This is a genomic window from Streptomyces sp. NPDC096193, assembly GCF_040302905.1.
In the GTDB taxonomy this organism is placed as follows: Bacteria; Actinomycetota; Actinomycetes; order Streptomycetales; family Streptomycetaceae; genus Streptomyces.
The window spans coordinates 123,066-138,371 of sequence record NZ_JBEOSJ010000012.1; the positions used below are offsets into that span (position 1 = coordinate 123,066).

The window sequence follows — 15,306 nt, forward strand, 5'->3', positions numbered from 1 at the left end:
CAGTCGACGCAGCCGCCTCGGTCGCCTTACGGGTGACCCGCGTCGGGCAGCAGAGACCCGAGCGGGCCGAGGTCGAGGTTGAGGTCCGATCGCTTGAGGCCGTGGCGCGCGCACAGGTCGTCCATGCGTTCGTCGAGCAGCATCAGCGCGGTACCCATGCGTTCCTCCTGCTCCGGCGTGAGGCTCTGGTCGTCGAAGCGGCGGACGGCCTGGCGCTCCATGAGCTGGCGCAGGAGTTCGACCACGGTGAGGACGAGGCCTGCCAGGTCGCGTGCTGCGTGCTCGGGATCGAGGTCGAGCCGCGGTTCCTGCCCCCGTGCTGTCCGGGCTTCGGACCCTCGCTCCGCCGTCACAGGGGACCGCTGTCGGGCCAGGGCGCCGGCACACGGTCGCTGACCGAGGAGAGCAGGGCGTGGAGCGAGATTCGGACCAGCGGCACGTCGGCGAGAGCGAGGACGAGGTCGCCGCTCACGACGACGCCGGTGGCCAGCACGCGATCGAGAAGGTCGACCAGCGGGACGCCGAGGGGGCTGAGCGTCTCCGGGCCTTCCCAGGGGACGGGGTGCGGCTCGTCGGCGTAGCCGACGGTCGGCAGGACTCGTTCCGTCATCGGGCGTTCCCCTCCGGTCGCGGCGCGGAAGCGCGTTCGGCCCGGTCCCGGTCCCCCGCGCCCGGCTGCCCCGGCGCACAGTCCCCGAGTTCGGCGAAGGAGTAGGGGGCCCACGGGCCTGTCACGTCGATCTCGATACCCGCCAAGGCGGGCGTCCCGCGCAGCTCCGTCACCGTCCGTACGAAGGCAGGGTAGGCCTCTTCGGCAATCAGGTAGGCGGCGTTGAGTACCTGCGCCTTGCTGCTGCCGGTGAGTTCGGCGCTGTGCAGGCGGTGGCGTACGGCGGCCGTGGCATGGCGCCGAACGGCTTCGTCGACCTGTTCGGCCGCGCGGAACGCGGCCTGGCGTTCCTGGTCCGCCTGCCTCTGGCGTCCGCTGACGCGACTGAGGTAAGCACGGCCGGCTCCCTGACCCGCCGATCCCCGAGCCGGCGGTCCCTGACGCGATGATCCCTGCCCCGGGGCCGGCCGGGCTGTCGCTTCGGCGGGCTCCGGGTGGGCGGCGGGCCGCGCGAGGTGGACCTTCACCGCCCACTCGACGTGCCCGGTGAGGCGGTCGAGCAGCGCGCTGAAACGGGGTTCGCCGGCACGGAGCGCTTCGAGCGCCCTGTGGTCGCTGCGGTAGAGCGTCGCGAGGGGGAACGGAATGACCGGGCCCGACGCGCGGGCCGCCTCGACAGCAGCGTGATGGTCCCGGGCACAGCGTTCCAGCTCCGCGCGGTCACCGAGGCGGCGGCGCAGTTCGTCCTCGGAGAAGGCGTCCGCCGGCACGCTCTGGACGAGGAGTGCGAGCCGCCCGAGGCGCAGGGTCCGCAGGGGCCCGCCCTCGGCGTGACCGCGGGCGGCGAGGACGTCTCCCTCGGCCGGCCGGCACATCGCGAAGACGTACGTCGCCTCCCCGGTCTCCGCAACCGGTCCGTCAGCGCCGAGTCGGGGCGCCGGCGCGGTGTCCGAGCCTGACATTCCGCTCACCGGTCCGTCCTCCGCAGTGCAGGACGCTCGTCGGCGTCGTCGGCCGGCTCCAGCTCCCGCAGTCGCGCCCGCAGTTGTTCGTTCTCCTCGGCCAGCGCGTTCTTGGCTGCTTTGGAGGAGAGCGCGGGGTCCGTCTCCCACCAGTCGATGCCGGCCTTCTTCGCTGTCTCGACGGAGGCGACGAAGAGCCGCAGGCGGATCGTCAGGAGTTCGATGTCCAGCAGATCGATCTTGATGTCTCCCGCGATGACGATGCCCTTGTCGAGCACCCTCTCCAGGAGGTCGGCGAGGTTGGTGGTGGTCGTGCCCTGTTGGACGGACCGCGGGGCCGCGTCCCAGGTCTCCATGCCTGTCGCCATCACGCGCCCCCTCGGCCGGCGGGCGTCGTCGTCGTACGCGCGCTGCTCTCGTTCATCGGCTCGCTCCCGGGCTGTGCTGGGCGGCGGACGGTGGATGGCCGAAAGCCAGGGGGTGCGTCGTCGGGTGGTCGGGGCTCACGGGACGATGGGCCTCGCGTCGCTCCAGGAGGTCGAGGAGGCGTTCCTCCTCGCGGTCGAAGGTCGCCTCGTCGATCTCGCCGTCGGTCAGGGCGCGGTTGAGCTCGGCGAGCTGCCGGCGAACGGCGTCGGGCGAGTGGAGCTGGCGCTCGGCCTCGTCCGAGACGCACTGTGCCACCCACAGCACTCCGCGTACGGGTGCCAGGGGCAGCAGCAGTACTTCGGTCAGCAGTCCCATACGTCAGGCCCTCGCCGGGACGGCGTCGTCGGTCACGAAGCTGTAGCAGGGCAGCGGACCGGTGAGGCTGAGCGCGAGATGGCCCCGGTGTCGCCGCACCGCTTCGGTGACCGCCGCGGTGAACTCCGGGACGGAGTCGGCCGGAATCAGGTACGACATGTTGAGGACCGTGTCGCCGGCCGGCTCCGCGCCGGCTGTCCGCTCGGCCAGGGTGGCGAGCCGCGCGAGTACGTCCGCGGCCGCCCGCTCCGCCCGCCGCCGCACACCGGCCGCGATGGCCTCGCCGAGCTCCACGTTCGTCTGGTAGTCGGGGCTGTGCCGCGCCTTGAGGGCCAGGGCGCGGAGGCGGGTGTCGCTGCGGACGAGATCGTCGAACGAGTCGGGCACCACACTGCCCTTCACGTTCATCTCCGTCCGGCCTTCGAGTGCGGCCAGTTGCCCGGCGCACTCCGCGTGCCGGGTCATGAGCCCTTCGTGGACGGCGGGTTCGTCGGCAGCGATCACGCCGAACCTCATCGGCAGGACCGGGCCGGCTGCTGCCAGCTCGGCCAAAACGTTCTGGTGGGCCATCAGGTCGCGGCGCCGGGCGCGCAGACCGGCGGGCGCGTCGGAGACGGCGGCGGCGAGGTCGCCCGCCGGTACGAGTCGCACAGCCGCTCCGCCCACGCCGTCGGCCACGGGGGACGGCATGCCGTCCCGTACGAAGGCGTACACGTAGATGCCGTGCTCCGGTCGGGGGTCGACGGCCACGATCAGTCCTCCTCGGTACGGCGCCGGGTGCGGGACGAAGTGCTGTGTTCGCGGGAGCCGCTCTCACGCGTACGCGAGGAGGAACGCCGGCGCGGTGTGCGCGACTCGCGCTCCTCTTCCTGTTCATACCTGTCGTCATCGCCGTCGTCATCGTCGTCGCCGTGACCGAGGGCGCCCTTGACCTTCTCGCCGAGAGACCGCGCGGTCCGCTTCGCACCGGCCTTGCCGACCCGGCTTGCCACGCCCCCGCCGAACAGCTCGGGCACCGTCGTGCTGCGGGAGTCGTGCTCCAGGTCCAGGCGGTTGCAGGCTTCGGCGAACCTCAGATAGGTGTCGACGCTCGCCACCACGATCCGGGCGTCGATCTTGAGGATCTCGATGCCGACCAGGGAGACGCGGACGAAGACGTCGATGACCATGCCTCGGTCGAGGATGAGTTCCAGGACGTCGTAGAGCGTGCCGGCGCGCGGTGCGCACACGACCTCGTCGCTGTAAGTGGTCATGGACGGGCGATCCTCTCGGGTGATCCGGGCAGCCGAAGGTCAGCTGTCGGCCGATCCCCTGCGGTACCGGCTGATGCGGCGGTACTGGATCAGTCCGCCCTCGTCGTCGAGTTCCACCTCGTAGGTGGCGAGCAGGCTGGTGGTGTCGGGGATCCGCGCCACCTCCAGCACGTCGACGTTGACCATCCAGCCGTCGTCGGTGCGGCTCACGGCCGACACACCTTCCGAGGGATGGTCGATCAGCCCGGTCAGCGTCCGGCAGGCGCTCCGGGCGGCGTCCTCCGCGCCTCGTACCGACCGGCCCTTGGAGGAGCCGGCCGCGGACGACGGCTTCGTACGCCGCTCACGTGTGTCTGCCATGAGCTCACCCTCGTCGCCGGTGACGCGGGGCGCGCGCCGGGTTGGGCCGGACGGGTGCCCGGGCGGGCGGTCACGAGTGCTGCCCGGCGGTCGGTAGCGATGTTTTCCGGGCCGGTGCGCGGCTCCACGGGCCCAGGTGCCCTTGGCGCCGATGTGCGGTTTGCTGGAGAGGTGCCCCGCCGGCCGTGGGCCGTCGCTCCGTGTGCGCGGGCCGCACGCAGGGTTTGCGCCCGGGCACGGCGCGGAGCCCGCCCACAGAAGGCTGTGCCGTGTGCGTGCCCTGTTCAGGAGGTTGCGCGATGAAGCGGAAGACGTTGACGGCCTTGCAGGACCTACAGCTGTCGCCCGGCGAGCGAGCGGCCCGCGGGCGCGCCGCACGGGCGCGCGCCCCCCGATCCGCCCACGCCGAGTTCATGCCGTCGCGGCATCGTCCCGACCCGATCGACGTCATCGACAAGCAGTCCGCACGGCGCGTGCCGGAACTCGTCCCGATCCGCTACGGACGGATGTCGGAATCGCCGTTCCGCTTCTACCGGGGTGCCGCCGCGGTCATGGCGGGCGATCTGGCGACGACCATCGACTCGGGTCTGCGCGCCCAGCTGTGCGGCGACGCCCACATGATGAACTTCCGTCTGCTCGCCTCTCCCGAACGCAATCTGCTGTTCGACATCAACGACTTCGACGAGACCCTGCCCGGACCGTGGGAGTGGGACGTGAAGCGTCTCGGCGCCAGTCTCGCGATCGCGGGCCGGGAGAACGGATTCTCGGACGCGGAGCGCGCCACGATCGTCCGGGCCGCGGCGCGGTCCTACCGCGAGCACATGCAGGGCTACGCGGGCATGCGCACCCTCGATGTCTGGTACGCCAAGTCCGACGCCGACCAGATGGCGGTCCTGGCATCGGGCCGGCTGCACAAGCGGGGTCGCAGGCAGGTGACCCGGGCACTGGCGAAGGCCAGAGGCCGCGACAGCCTCCAGGCCTTCGACAAGCTCACGCGGATCATCGACGGCGAGCGGAGGATCGTCGCGGATCCGCCGGTCGTCACTCCCGCCTCCCACCTCATGCCGGACGTGGAACGGATCGACCTGGAAGAAAAGCTCGCCGGCCTGATCAACCACTACGCGAAGAGTCTTCAGTCGGACCGCCGCCACCTGCTGGAAGCGTTCACGCCGGTGGATGTGGCACGCAAGGTCGTGGGAGTCGGCAGTGTCGGTACCCGCTGCTGGATCGTGCTGCTGCTCGGACGGGACGGGCAGGACCCGCTGATCCTCCAGGCCAAGGAGGCCGATACGTCCGCGCTGGCTCCGCACCTCGGCAGCAACAGGCTCGCCACGGAGGGAGAGCGGGTGGTCGCCGGCCAGCGTCTGATGCAGGCGGCGAGCGACATCTTCCTCGGCTGGGAGCGTGTGCACGGGATCGACGGCTGGGAGCGGGACTTCTACGTTCGCCAGCTGCGGGACTGGAAGGGCGTTTTCGAGCCGTCGTTGATGGTGCCCCGGGGCATGACTCTCTTCGCCGAGCTGTGCGGTGCGACCCTGGCCCGCGCGCACGCGCGGTCGGGCGACCGGATCGCCATCGCGGCCTACCTGGGCAGCAGCGACATCTTCGACCGCTCACTGGCGGTCTTCGCCGAGGCCTACGCGGACCAGAACGAACGCGACCACCAGGCACTTCTCGACGCGATCAAGAGCAAGCGGGTCACGGCCCAGGAGGGCTGAGCCGCCCGACGGGCCCACCGTGCTCGGCGACGCGCCGGGCGGGTTCAGATGGCTGCCAGGAGCCGGCCCAGGGGCCGCGGCACCTGCTCGGGTTCGAGGACCTCGACGAGCGAGCGCGCGTACTGCGCCTTGCGGCCGGCGTGCGTGCCCATGAACCGCAGCAGTTGCCGCTCCACGGTCCGCTCACGCTGCGCGGGTTGCTTCTGGAAGATGCGAAACGAGCGCAACTCGCCCTGGGCCTCGACCACTTCCTGCACCTCGTCCGCTCCGAGGGCGCGGATCAGCTCGTCTTCCAAGTCGGCCACGCAGACGTAGAAGCCGAGTTGCTCCATCTCGTCGCGACTGCGTGCGGTGCCGACGCCCGCCGCCTCCAGCCGCTGCTGGAAGAAGTCCTCCTCGCCGGCGTCGCACAGACCGGCCAGCCGGACGTCGATCCCCCGCGGTCCGAACATCTTCAGGAACCGCCCGATACTGGTGGCACCGCCGAGCGGCACGACGGAGATCCCCTCGGCGTCGAGCCTCCTGCCGTACCTCGCGGCCAGCACTTCGAGCGCGATCCGGTCGCTGTCCCCCTCGACCAGGACGACGGTCCGCACACCGACGGCGAGCCGCTGGGCGACCGCTTCGGCCTCCGCGGCCCGCTCGCCCCCGGCCGCGCACTCGACGACGGCCAGTCGGAATCTCCTCATGTCCTCCGGGTGCCCCGGCATCCGACGCGGTCCTCCCGTTGATCGAGCGTCCTTGGCCGTCCATTCTCGTCGTTCGCCCCCGAGCCTCGCCGCCCATTTCTGACCGGCGCCTCGTCAGACTGTCTCTCCGCCGGTCGGAGCGTGCGGCAGTGTGTCTCTGCCGCACGGCATCTCGTCCTGCCTAGCGTCATCTCCATGACGACGTTCAGCAGTTTCGCCGTGCACATCCCCGACGCCGACCTGGAGCCGGACCCCCTGGATCCCGCGCAGATCGTGCGGGGCACGCCCGAGGTGTCGGGAAAGGTTCTGTGGGAGTCGCAGGACGGCAGGAACATCCGGGGGATCTGGCAGATCACGCCCGGCGTCGTCACGGACACCGAGGCGGACGAACTGTTCGTGGTCGTCAGCGGCCGCGCCACCATCGCCGTCCAGGACGGACCGACGTTCGACGTGGGGCCGGGCGACGCCTGCGTCCTGCGCGAAGGTGACCGGACCACGTGGACCGTGCACGAGACGCTGCGCAAGGCGTACCAGATCACGACGTCCTGAGGGCCGTCCACGACAGTCCGCAGCACGCTTCCCCGTTCCGCATGCCCGGTTCCGTATGTCCGGTCGGCTACCTTCTGGTGCGTACCCGCCCGAAACGGGCACCCAGGGACGACCACGGAAGGGCGACCGCATGTCCAGCGACCCCCCGCACCCGTCCGCGGGCGATCCCGTCACCGGCGCCACCGGCATCACCGCCGCCCGCGCGGGCGACCCCGCGGCCGCACGGCTCAAGGAACGGATCTACGCCGCCATCACCCTGGCTGCCGTAATCGTGACCCTCGTCGAGGCGGAAACACCGGGCCACAGCGAGTCCGCGATCACCGTCACCGTGACCGCGCTCGGGATCTGGCTGGCCACCCTGGTCGCCGACGAGCAGTCGCACCGCGCCATGAGCGGGCGAGGGGCGACCTGGACCGAGGTCCGGACGGCGCTGCACATCTCCAGCCCGCTACTGCTGTGCGCGGTGGGACCGCTGGTACTGATCGGCACGTCGGCCTTGAGCGTCATGGAGCTGGACACCGCGCTGCTGATCAGCGCCGGCGTGGAGATCGCGACCCTGTTCCTGTGGGGCTGGCGGACGGGGCTGCGGATGGGCAACGGCCCGCTGAGCGCCCTCGTCTCGGGGCTCCTGGACACGGCGATCGGGCTGGGAGTCGTGTGCGTGAAGCTCCTCGCGGGTCACTGAGCCGGTGCCCGCGGATCTCCCGCACCGCGTTCGAAGATCCGGATCGAGGGCAGGTCCTTGTGCAAGGCCGCAGAGCACATCGTGTGGGTACGCCAGTCCGTTCGAGCGAGGAGGATTGCATGACCACGTACGTCATCACCATCCCGGGCACATTCCTGCGCGAGCTGAGCGACGGGGCCAGGGCCGAGGTCGAGGAGACGCTGCGTCCCGGCGATCCGCAGCAGACGTCGCTGGGGCGTCGGGAGGATCTCGACATTCTGACGATCAACGAGAACGGAACGTTCAGCATCCGTCTGGAGGTGGAGGCCGACGACAGCGGCAGCGCGGAGGCTCGGGCCAAGGAGGCCGCCGCGGCCGCGCTCAGCCGCGCGGGCTTCACCGAGGACGACGCACCGCTCGGCCCGGCGGCGGTGACGGGCATCGACGTCTAGGAGACGTCGTCCGGGTCGGGCTACTCGACGTCCGGGAGGCGCCGTCCGGATCGGACGGGAACTCAGCGACCGTGGGGGTGATGGGGCGCGGCGGCCGTGGGCGCGGTGGGCGGTGGACTCGTCAGCACTCGCCCATCAGGGATGGCGGCAGGCGTTGCGCTGGTCCCGGGCCGGCCGGTGGCCCGGCCTGCTCTTCCGCCGAGGGGGCGGGGACGACAGGATGTGCGCGGCCTGCGCCCGGTCCCACGCCCGCCCCCACACCTCCAGGTCGTCCTCGTCCGTGACGCCGCAGGTCTGAATGAAGGCCAGGACGAACTCGCGTCGCGGGTGGGCCCGTTGGCTGAGGACCCGGCCGATCGTGGCGTGCGGCAGCTGCCCGTGGCCGCCGGCCTGTCTCTCCAGCTCCCGGTAGGGGCGGCTGCCGTCCCTGCGGTACAGCTCCAGCAGGGCGAGATGCAGTCCGGCGAAGGTGGTGACGTAGTCGATCCTCAGCCGGCTCGCGCCATGGCAGGGCCAGGTGTTGCGGGCGTCGTAGCGCGCGCCCTTCCACAAACGTTCCGCCTCCGCCGGGTCTCCCCCGCAGACTTCGGCGAGCGCTTTGACGACCACCAGCCGGGGCACCGTACGGCCCGACACGGCCCGGCTGAGAGTGGCCTTGCTGAAGTGCGTGCGCTGGGCCAGTTCCGTGTAGCTCACCTGCGCGTCGGCCCGGCGCTGTCGCAGCCAGCTGGCAAGAGCGTGCAGCGATTTGGTGCACGGCGCGATGGGATTCTCGGCGCGCCCCATACGACGCCCTCCTGGGTGGGAACGGAGGCGAGCCCGAACAATGGACATGGGGTGGAGAACGCACAGCATTTCTCAGCCGCCGTCTCGACATTTACAAGATCAGATTACCTGCCCGGAGAGTCGAGTGTCGGCACTTGCCACAGGAGCACTGCCGGAGCCCAGGCGGCGAGGCCGCTGCGGCCCCACGGGCTGACTCCCCTCGAACATCGCGGACCTGCGCATCTGCCGACGGCCCGCGGATGGGGGAAAATCGGTGATACCGGACACCCGCTCCCCGGTCTGCCCGGCACCCGCGATCCAGGGAGTCCCCATGGAACTGCATCTGGCAGGCAAGGTCGCCGTGGTCACCGGCGCGAGCAAGGGCATCGGACTGGCGGTGACCCAGGGGCTCGTGACCGAGGGCGCGAACGTGGTCGCGGGCGCCCGTACCCTCACGGACTCCCTCGCCGAACTCGCTGCAGGCCCCCGAGTCCGGCCGGTACTGGTGGATCTCACGGCGGTAGAGGGACCCGGTGGTCTGGTGGGCGAGGCGGTCGACCACTTCGGTGGGGTGGACATCGTCGTCAACAACGTCGGTGCGGTGCGCCCGCGATCCGGCGGCCTCGCCTCCGTGACCGACGAGGACTGGTGGGAGTCGCTGACGATCAACTTCCTGAGCGCGGTGCGCACCACGCGGGCGGCTCTGCCGCACCTGTTCGACCGCGGTGGCGGTTCCGTCGTGACCATCGGTTCGGTCAATGCCTACCTGCCGGATCCGTCCATCGTCGACTACAGCGCGAGCAAGGCGGCCCTGTCGAACTTCTGCAAAGCCCTGTCCAAGGAAGTCGCTTCCCGCGGGGTTCGCGTCAACACGGTCAGTCCCGGTCCGGTCGAGACGGCGCTGTGGCTCGGCGAGGACGGGGTCGCGGCGACGGTCGCACAGTCCAGCGGCGCAACGCCCGACGACGTGACACAGCACGCGGCGGCGCAGTCGGCCACCGGGCGCTTCACCCGCCCACAGGAAGTGGCCGATCTGGTGCTGCTGCTGGCCAGTGACCGTACGGGCAATGTCACCGGCGCCGACTTCACGATCGACGGCGGTCTGATCACGACGCTGTGACGCCTCCGGTCCGTCGAACACCGGGTGGCAGGCGTGCCGGACGTATACCGGTTACCACTGAACGCACTGCTTCGGCCAGGATGGTCCCCATGACCGAGATCCGCACCCCCCGCCTCATCCTCCGCCGCTGGCACGACGACGACCTCGTACCCATGGCGGACATCAACGCGGATCCACGCGTCATGCACTGGATCCGCGACGGTTCGGTCCGTGATCTGGAGGAAACCGCGGACGACATCGAGCGGTGGGAGGAGGAGTGGGACGAGGAGGGCTTCGGTCTCTTCGCCGTCGAACTGTTGGCTTCGGGCGAGCTGATCGGCTTCGTCGGTCTGTCCGTGCCCCAGTTCCTGCCGGAGGTGCTGCCTGCCGTGGAGATCGGCTGGCGGCTCGGCCAGCAGTTCTGGGGGCAGGGATACGCGTCCGAAGCCGCCCAGGCCACTTTGGAGTTCGCCCTTCAGGACCGCGGTCTGGACCGTGTCATCAGCATCGCCCGGCTCGGGAACGACGCGTCGGAGAACGTGATGCGCAAGCTCGGCATGACACCGGAACGCGAGACGACCCACCCGGTGTACGGCCACGCGCTGACCGTCTACGCCATCGACCTCACGGAATTCGCCGCCTGACGGCCGCCGGGCCGACGCCCGGCCTTGTCGCCTGCACCGGGAACGCCCCCACACGAGCGGAAAAGAGCACGCCCATGGCTCTCACCACCCTGGACCCCACCACCGCGCTGGTGGTGATCGACCTGCAACAGAGCATCGTCAGCAGGCCCGTCACCCCGCACTCCGGTGCCGACGTCGTGGCGCGCGCCGCGCAGCTCGCGGACGCCTTCCGCGCCCACCGCTCCCCCGTGGTCCTGGTCCGTGTCAGCTTCGCCGCCGACGGGGCGGACGCCCCGCCCGGCCGCACCGAAGCCGGGCCGCGCGGCGCCATGCCCGAGGGGTGGGACGTGATCGTGGACGAACTCGCGCGCGGCAGCCACATCGCCGTCACCAAACACAACTGGGGTGCCTTCCACGGCACCGACCTCGACGTGCAGCTGCGCCGCCGCGGCGTCACACAGATCGTGCTGGCGGGCATCTCGACCAGCATCGGCGTGGAGACCACCGCGCGCGCCGCCTACGAGCACGGCTACCACGTCACCCTCGCCACGGACGCCATGTCCGACACCGACGCCGACGCGCACCGCAACAGCGTCGAGCGCATCTTCCCGCTCCTCGGCGAGACCGGGACCACTCGTGACATCATCGCTCTTCTGGAGAAGACATCCGGCTGACATCCGTGACAGGCTCCGCCAGACCGATCGGCCACGGGGGCCGCACAGGGGCACAAGATCCTGCTGCGGTGCACGCGTTGCGCGTCAATTCCTCCTGTCGAACGGGCATATGATTCGTCGGGCTTCGTACCCACAGCGCCCTGTCGCGGCGGTGGTGGTGCGGGCCGGCACCCCACAAGCGTCGGCGGAACGAGCACGCCGCGTCGCACCTCATCCTCGGAAGGCCTGCATGACCACTGATGCGCCCCGGCGCGACGGCGACGAGCCGACGCGCAGCACCACAGCTGCCACGGGTTACACGGATCTGTTCCGTGAGCCGCAGTACCTCATCGAACTTCCTCCACTGGAGGAGGACGAGGCGCTCCCCGGCCGGCTTTCTTCGCAGGCCTGACGCCTGTCACGGGCGCGTCCCGCACAGAGGAGAGCGGCCCGGCGGACATCCGCCGGGCCGCTCTCCTCTGTGTTCGCCCGCCCAATCGTGAGGTCGGACTGCGCCCCGTGCCGGGGAATGCGCCGATGGCGGCTGCTTCCCCCGGCGAGATCGTGGCTACTTTCCCCGGTAGGCGTTCCGGATCGTCTGGGTGAGCGTGTTGCCCTGCTTGTCGGCGACAGTCGCCCGGAACGAAATCGCCTGTCCCGCCTGCGGGTTGCGCACGACCACCCCGCCGCCCACGACCGGGGTCTTCTTCCAGGTCTTGCCGTCGTGACTGACGTGCACGACGAGCGAGGCGAGGTTCTTGCCCGCGGCAGCGCCCTGGACGCTCACCGGCACCCGCATCAGGGCTCCCGCCCTCGCGGTGGAGTCCACCGCGATGCGCGGCGTGAAACGGACGACGGAGATCGGCAGGGACTGCGCGGAGTCCGTGTGCCCGGAAGTGAACGTCCATGCGGCGCTCACCTCGGTCGCGGCGGTGGAAGCGCCACCTCGTACGGCCGATGCGGTCAGCCGGAACGTGCCCGTTTCCGCGGGGACGGCGACACCCTGCCCGCAGTTCAGCATGTTCCCGGAACCGTCGACCTCGACGCCGTTGCGATACAGCGCCGTCGAGAGGGTGTCGGTGTCCGTGAAGCTCCAGTTGCCCCCGCCGTCCTGGAGCAGGTCCAGGCAGCCCGTGACGGTGTCACCGTCGCGGACCACCCCGTGCGAGATGCCGAGCCCGGGGCCGAACACGCCGATGCCGAGGTCGTTGCGGTATGCCCGTCCTGCCTCGTACCGCTTTATCCCCGTCCCGTGCGAGATCTCCGCGAAGGAACCGGTGTTATCCAACTGGTCCAGCCAGATCGACCAGGTGGTGCCGGCCGCGGCGGTGAGGAACAACGTGGCCGCGCCCGGAAGCGGCCGGGTCACGGACGGGCTGAAGATCGAGCCGAAGCTGCCCTCGATGAACGGCATCGCCACGAGGGCTCCCTGCTTGCCGCCGACCGTGGCACCGAGCCGCAGGCCGACCCTGGCGAGCTCCGCCCGCTCGGCATGCCGTTCGAAGCCGGTGGCCAGCCGTGTCACCTTGTCGCCGTACGCGAGGCGGTACTCGTTCGTGCCGCGCCGGTCGAAAGCGTTGAACTGCTGGAACAGCGTGCCGTCCGTCGAGAAGTCCGGTCCCAGCTGTGCCGTCCGCATGGTCGCGAACGAGGCTCCGGTCATACCGGCCGAGAATCCGAAGTCAGGAGTGTCGAGTTCGATGAACGTCTCGGCGAACACCCGCTCGGCAGCAGGGTCCGGACCGGTGATGCTGATCGGCTTCGCCGTCCGGGCGTCCAGGGTCACCGTGGTGTCCTTGCCGACCTCGAAGTGGGGTGCCGAGATCTGGCTCCTGCTCTCGTCCTCCTCGAAGATCAGCGCGTCGAGGTAGTAGACGCCCTTCGGCAGCCGCGCCGTGTAGGTGCCGTCGCCGGCGCCCGCGGTCGCGTAGTCCTGACCCGGAGCACCGAGCCCGGAGAGCCGGTTCAAAGAGGGCCAGTAGTCCTTCGCCGGCTCCCCCGCGCGGTCGAGGTGGCGGACCGTCACTTCGTAGGTCTCCACCTCGCGCTCAACCGCGGCCGCGGTGCGTACGGTCCCACCCGCTCCCCGGGCCGTCACCATCGCGCTGTACATGCCGTTCACGTCGCCGCCCGGACGGGTGTCGGCCGTCAGGTCGACCGCGACCGTGCCGCCCGCCGGCACGGTCAGCCGCTTCGCGCCGAGAGTGAACATGCCCGCAGGTCCCGGCTTCCCGTCGGGCCCTGAGGCGGTCACCGAGAGGTCGAGCGTCATCGGCTCGTCGTCCAGGTTGCGGTAGGTGAGCTTTCTGGTCTCCGGCTTGTCGTCGGCATGCGGGTAGGCCTGGCGGGCGAAGCCGACGGATGCGGGCTCTGCGACGACCGACACCTTCATGGCGGCCGCCACGTCGACACGGCCGCTGCCCTCCGCGAAGACCCCCGCGCCGCCGGGCCGCGCGCCGGCGACCAGCGCGGCCTTGAGTTCCGTGTTCGTCCACTGCGGATGCTGCTGCTTGAGGAGCGCGGCGGCGCCCGCGACGTGCGGGGTGGCCATGGACGTCCCCGAGATGGTCACGTAACCGGGCGGCTGCTCCCCCACCTCACCCGCGATCCTGCTGTTTGGCGCGGAGGCCGCGGTGATTCCCACTCCGGGCGCGGCGACGTCGGGCTTGACGGCTCCGCCGCCGGCGCGCGGCCCACGTCCGGACGACGGCGCGATCACATCGCTCGCGTCGACCGAACCCACGGCGAGCGCGGCGTCCGCACTGCCCGGGGATTCCAGAGTGCCCGCGCCCGGGCCGGAGTTGCCCGCGGCGGCCACGAAAAGGATGCCGCGTTCCGCGGAGAGCCGGTTGACGGTCTCCTCCACAGGGTCGACGCCGGGGCGGTCGGGTCCGCCGAGGCTGAGGTTCACGATGTCGGCGTTTTGGGAGGCGGCCCATTCCATACCGGCGATGACGGCGGAGTCGGTGCCGTACCCGTCGTCGTCGAGCACCTTGGCGTCGAGGATGCGTGCACCTGGTGCCACGCCCCGGAACTTCTCCGCGGACCTGGCGCCCGTGCCGGTGGCGATGGAGGCCACATGGGTGCCGTGTCCGAGGCGGTCCGTGGTGTCCGCGGCCCAGGAGAAGTTCGCCTCGGCCGCCTGCCGGCCCTGGAGATCGGGATGCGTTTCGTCGACTCCGCTGTCCAGGACGGCTATCCGGACGCCCTCACCGTCGTAGCCGGCTGCCCAGGCGGCGGGCGCGCCGATCTGCGGAACGCTCCGGTCCAGGTTCGCCTTCCGGACGCCGTCGAGCCAGATCCGTTCCAGGCCGGGCGCCGCGCTGCGCTGCCCGGCACCGGTCGTGGAAGCCCGGGTCAGGGTCTTCCACACGCTGCCCGCGGACGTCGCGGGGAAAGTGACCGCGTCCGCGTCGATCCGCGGGAAGGTGCGCCTGACCGTGGCCGTGCCGTCCTTGCGCAGCGCGCTCTTCAGCCCCTGGGCGGTGCGAGCCCCTGACGCGGTGCCCTGGCCACCGTAGGTGACGATCAGCGGCAGCCCGGACCGCTTGTTCCCCCGGTACTGGGACCTGTTGAGTTCGCCGATGTCGAAGAGCCGCTCGTCGACGCGCCCCGTACGGATCAACTGCCGTGCGTCCTGCGGCAGAACAAGGGTGCGCCCCTTCGTGCGTTCGATTCTGATCGGTATGTCGTCCCGCCCCTTGCCGGGCACGATCCGTACGGGTTCGCCGGACGCGTCGACGCCCACCGAGTCGCCTGTGACCAAGGTGATCCACCGTGCCACGGCGGTGTCCGCGCGGGCACCCGAACTGCCCGGCGCCGCCGGACTGTAGGCCGGAGCGGCGGCGGCCGGTGCGGCGGTGACCAGCCCGGCGACACACGCGAGCGCCACGGCCGCGACGACGGTGCTCGGTCTGCTGTGTCTTCTGTGCAACTCTCCCCCTCAGAGAATGCTGAGCACATGAGGGACATGTGGCTCCTATTGGGGAAGACGCGGTCGGCGGTGCGGAATGTTTCACTTCCACATGCCTCGGGGTCACACAAACGGCCCTGACCTATGAAGAGATGCCGATTAGGGCGTCCGGCTGATAAAGCCGGGGCCCTGCAACCCACCGCGGGAGTTACGCCTCCTGACACTCAGTGACACGCACTTCACAGGAGGCTC

At 70.7% G+C, this 15,306-nt stretch carries 19 protein-coding genes; 8 read left to right on the forward strand and 11 right to left on the reverse strand.

All coding sequences use genetic code 11. The features are described from left to right. Positions 1–26: 26 nt before the first annotated feature. From ABTX78_RS19360 to ABTX78_RS19395, 8 genes are read right to left on the reverse strand one after another with little or no spacing between them, the layout of a single operon-like run. Complete coding sequence (locus ABTX78_RS19360) at positions 27–353, reverse strand: gas vesicle protein K (protein WP_352207981.1); 327 nt, start codon at positions 351–353, stop codon at positions 27–29. Next, entirely contained in the window at positions 350–610 is a 261-nt protein-coding gene (locus ABTX78_RS19365; RefSeq protein WP_352207982.1) for a gas vesicle protein, read from the reverse strand. The genes ABTX78_RS19360 and ABTX78_RS19365 overlap by 4 nt, the downstream gene beginning before the upstream one ends. Beyond that, positions 607–1,572 (reverse strand): GvpL/GvpF family gas vesicle protein, encoded by a 966-nt coding sequence (locus ABTX78_RS19370; protein ID WP_352208072.1) that lies wholly within the window; start codon positions 1,570–1,572, stop codon positions 607–609. Before ABTX78_RS19370 ends, ABTX78_RS19365 begins: the two co-directional genes overlap by 4 nt. Before the next feature lie 5 nt (positions 1,573–1,577). Continuing rightward, the gene (locus tag ABTX78_RS19375; protein WP_352207983.1) at positions 1,578–1,940 is read right to left on the reverse strand and encodes a gas vesicle protein; all 363 of its coding nucleotides are present in this window, start codon (positions 1,938–1,940) and stop codon (positions 1,578–1,580) included. Between the two features lie 52 nt (positions 1,941–1,992). Next, positions 1,993–2,316 (reverse strand): gas vesicle protein GvpG, encoded by a 324-nt coding sequence (locus tag ABTX78_RS19380; protein WP_352207984.1) that lies wholly within the window; start codon positions 2,314–2,316, stop codon positions 1,993–1,995. 3 nt (positions 2,317–2,319) lie between these two features. Beyond that, positions 2,320–3,066: a GvpL/GvpF family gas vesicle protein gene (locus ABTX78_RS19385; RefSeq protein ID WP_352207985.1), complete on the reverse strand. Its 747-nt coding sequence runs from the start codon at positions 3,064–3,066 to the stop codon at positions 2,320–2,322. A gap of 2 nt (positions 3,067–3,068) precedes the next feature. Further along, positions 3,069–3,569: a gas vesicle structural protein GvpA gene (locus ABTX78_RS19390; RefSeq protein WP_352207986.1), complete on the reverse strand. Its 501-nt coding sequence runs from the start codon at positions 3,567–3,569 to the stop codon at positions 3,069–3,071. Between the two features lie 39 nt (positions 3,570–3,608). Continuing rightward, positions 3,609–3,929, reverse strand: a complete 321-nt coding sequence (locus tag ABTX78_RS19395; RefSeq protein WP_352207987.1) for a gas vesicle protein GvpO — start codon at positions 3,927–3,929, stop codon at positions 3,609–3,611. A 299-nt stretch (positions 3,930–4,228) separates the two neighbouring features. Here ABTX78_RS19395 and ABTX78_RS19400 point away from each other — a divergent pair, with 299 nt between their 5' ends. Further along, positions 4,229–5,647, forward strand: coding sequence for a DUF2252 domain-containing protein (locus tag ABTX78_RS19400; protein ID WP_352207988.1), 1,419 nt, complete (start codon positions 4,229–4,231; stop codon positions 5,645–5,647). 44 nt (positions 5,648–5,691) lie between these two features. On the opposite strand, the gene ABTX78_RS19405 is transcribed toward ABTX78_RS19400, so the two are convergent. Next, positions 5,692–6,336 carry a TOPRIM nucleotidyl transferase/hydrolase domain-containing protein gene (locus ABTX78_RS19405; RefSeq protein WP_352207989.1) on the reverse strand — a complete coding sequence of 215 codons (645 nt, stop codon included), beginning with the start codon at positions 6,334–6,336 and terminating at the stop codon, positions 5,692–5,694. A 195-nt stretch (positions 6,337–6,531) separates the two neighbouring features. Here ABTX78_RS19405 and ABTX78_RS19410 point away from each other — a divergent pair, with 195 nt between their 5' ends. From ABTX78_RS19410 to ABTX78_RS19420, 3 genes are all read left to right on the forward strand, one after another. After that, on the forward strand, positions 6,532–6,885 hold the full coding sequence (locus ABTX78_RS19410) for a cupin domain-containing protein (protein ID WP_352207990.1): 354 nt from the start codon (positions 6,532–6,534) through the stop codon (positions 6,883–6,885). A 130-nt stretch (positions 6,886–7,015) separates the two neighbouring features. Beyond that, positions 7,016–7,570 (forward strand): hypothetical protein, encoded by a 555-nt coding sequence (locus tag ABTX78_RS19415; protein ID WP_352207991.1) that lies wholly within the window; start codon positions 7,016–7,018, stop codon positions 7,568–7,570. A gap of 119 nt (positions 7,571–7,689) precedes the next feature. Then, on the forward strand, positions 7,690–8,001 hold the full coding sequence (locus ABTX78_RS19420; protein ID WP_352207992.1) for a hypothetical protein: 312 nt from the start codon (positions 7,690–7,692) through the stop codon (positions 7,999–8,001). A gap of 135 nt (positions 8,002–8,136) precedes the next feature. Here ABTX78_RS19420 and ABTX78_RS19425 read toward each other — a convergent pair whose 3' ends face one another. Continuing rightward, the gene (locus tag ABTX78_RS19425; protein WP_352207993.1) at positions 8,137–8,787 is read right to left on the reverse strand and encodes a helix-turn-helix domain-containing protein; all 651 of its coding nucleotides are present in this window, start codon (positions 8,785–8,787) and stop codon (positions 8,137–8,139) included. Between the two features lie 310 nt (positions 8,788–9,097). Between ABTX78_RS19425 and ABTX78_RS19430 the strand changes: the two genes are divergently transcribed. The 4 genes from ABTX78_RS19430 (at position 9,098) to ABTX78_RS19445 (ending at position 11,553) form a co-directional block, all read left to right on the forward strand. Then, positions 9,098–9,886, forward strand: a complete 789-nt coding sequence (locus tag ABTX78_RS19430; RefSeq protein WP_352207994.1) for an SDR family NAD(P)-dependent oxidoreductase — start codon at positions 9,098–9,100, stop codon at positions 9,884–9,886. Positions 9,887–9,975: 89 nt separating this feature from the next. After that, entirely contained in the window at positions 9,976–10,509 is a 534-nt protein-coding gene (locus ABTX78_RS19435; protein ID WP_352207995.1) for a GNAT family N-acetyltransferase, read from the forward strand. Between the two features lie 74 nt (positions 10,510–10,583). Beyond that, positions 10,584–11,162: a hydrolase gene (locus ABTX78_RS19440; RefSeq protein WP_352207996.1), complete on the forward strand. Its 579-nt coding sequence runs from the start codon at positions 10,584–10,586 to the stop codon at positions 11,160–11,162. A 229-nt stretch (positions 11,163–11,391) separates the two neighbouring features. Then, positions 11,392–11,553, forward strand: coding sequence for a hypothetical protein (locus ABTX78_RS19445; protein WP_352207997.1), 162 nt, complete (start codon positions 11,392–11,394; stop codon positions 11,551–11,553). A 156-nt stretch (positions 11,554–11,709) separates the two neighbouring features. Here the strand turns inward: ABTX78_RS19445 and ABTX78_RS19450 are convergent, their stop codons facing one another. Beyond that, complete coding sequence (locus tag ABTX78_RS19450; RefSeq protein WP_352207998.1) at positions 11,710–15,075, reverse strand: S8 family peptidase; 3,366 nt, start codon at positions 15,073–15,075, stop codon at positions 11,710–11,712. Positions 15,076–15,306: the final 231 nt, after the last annotated feature.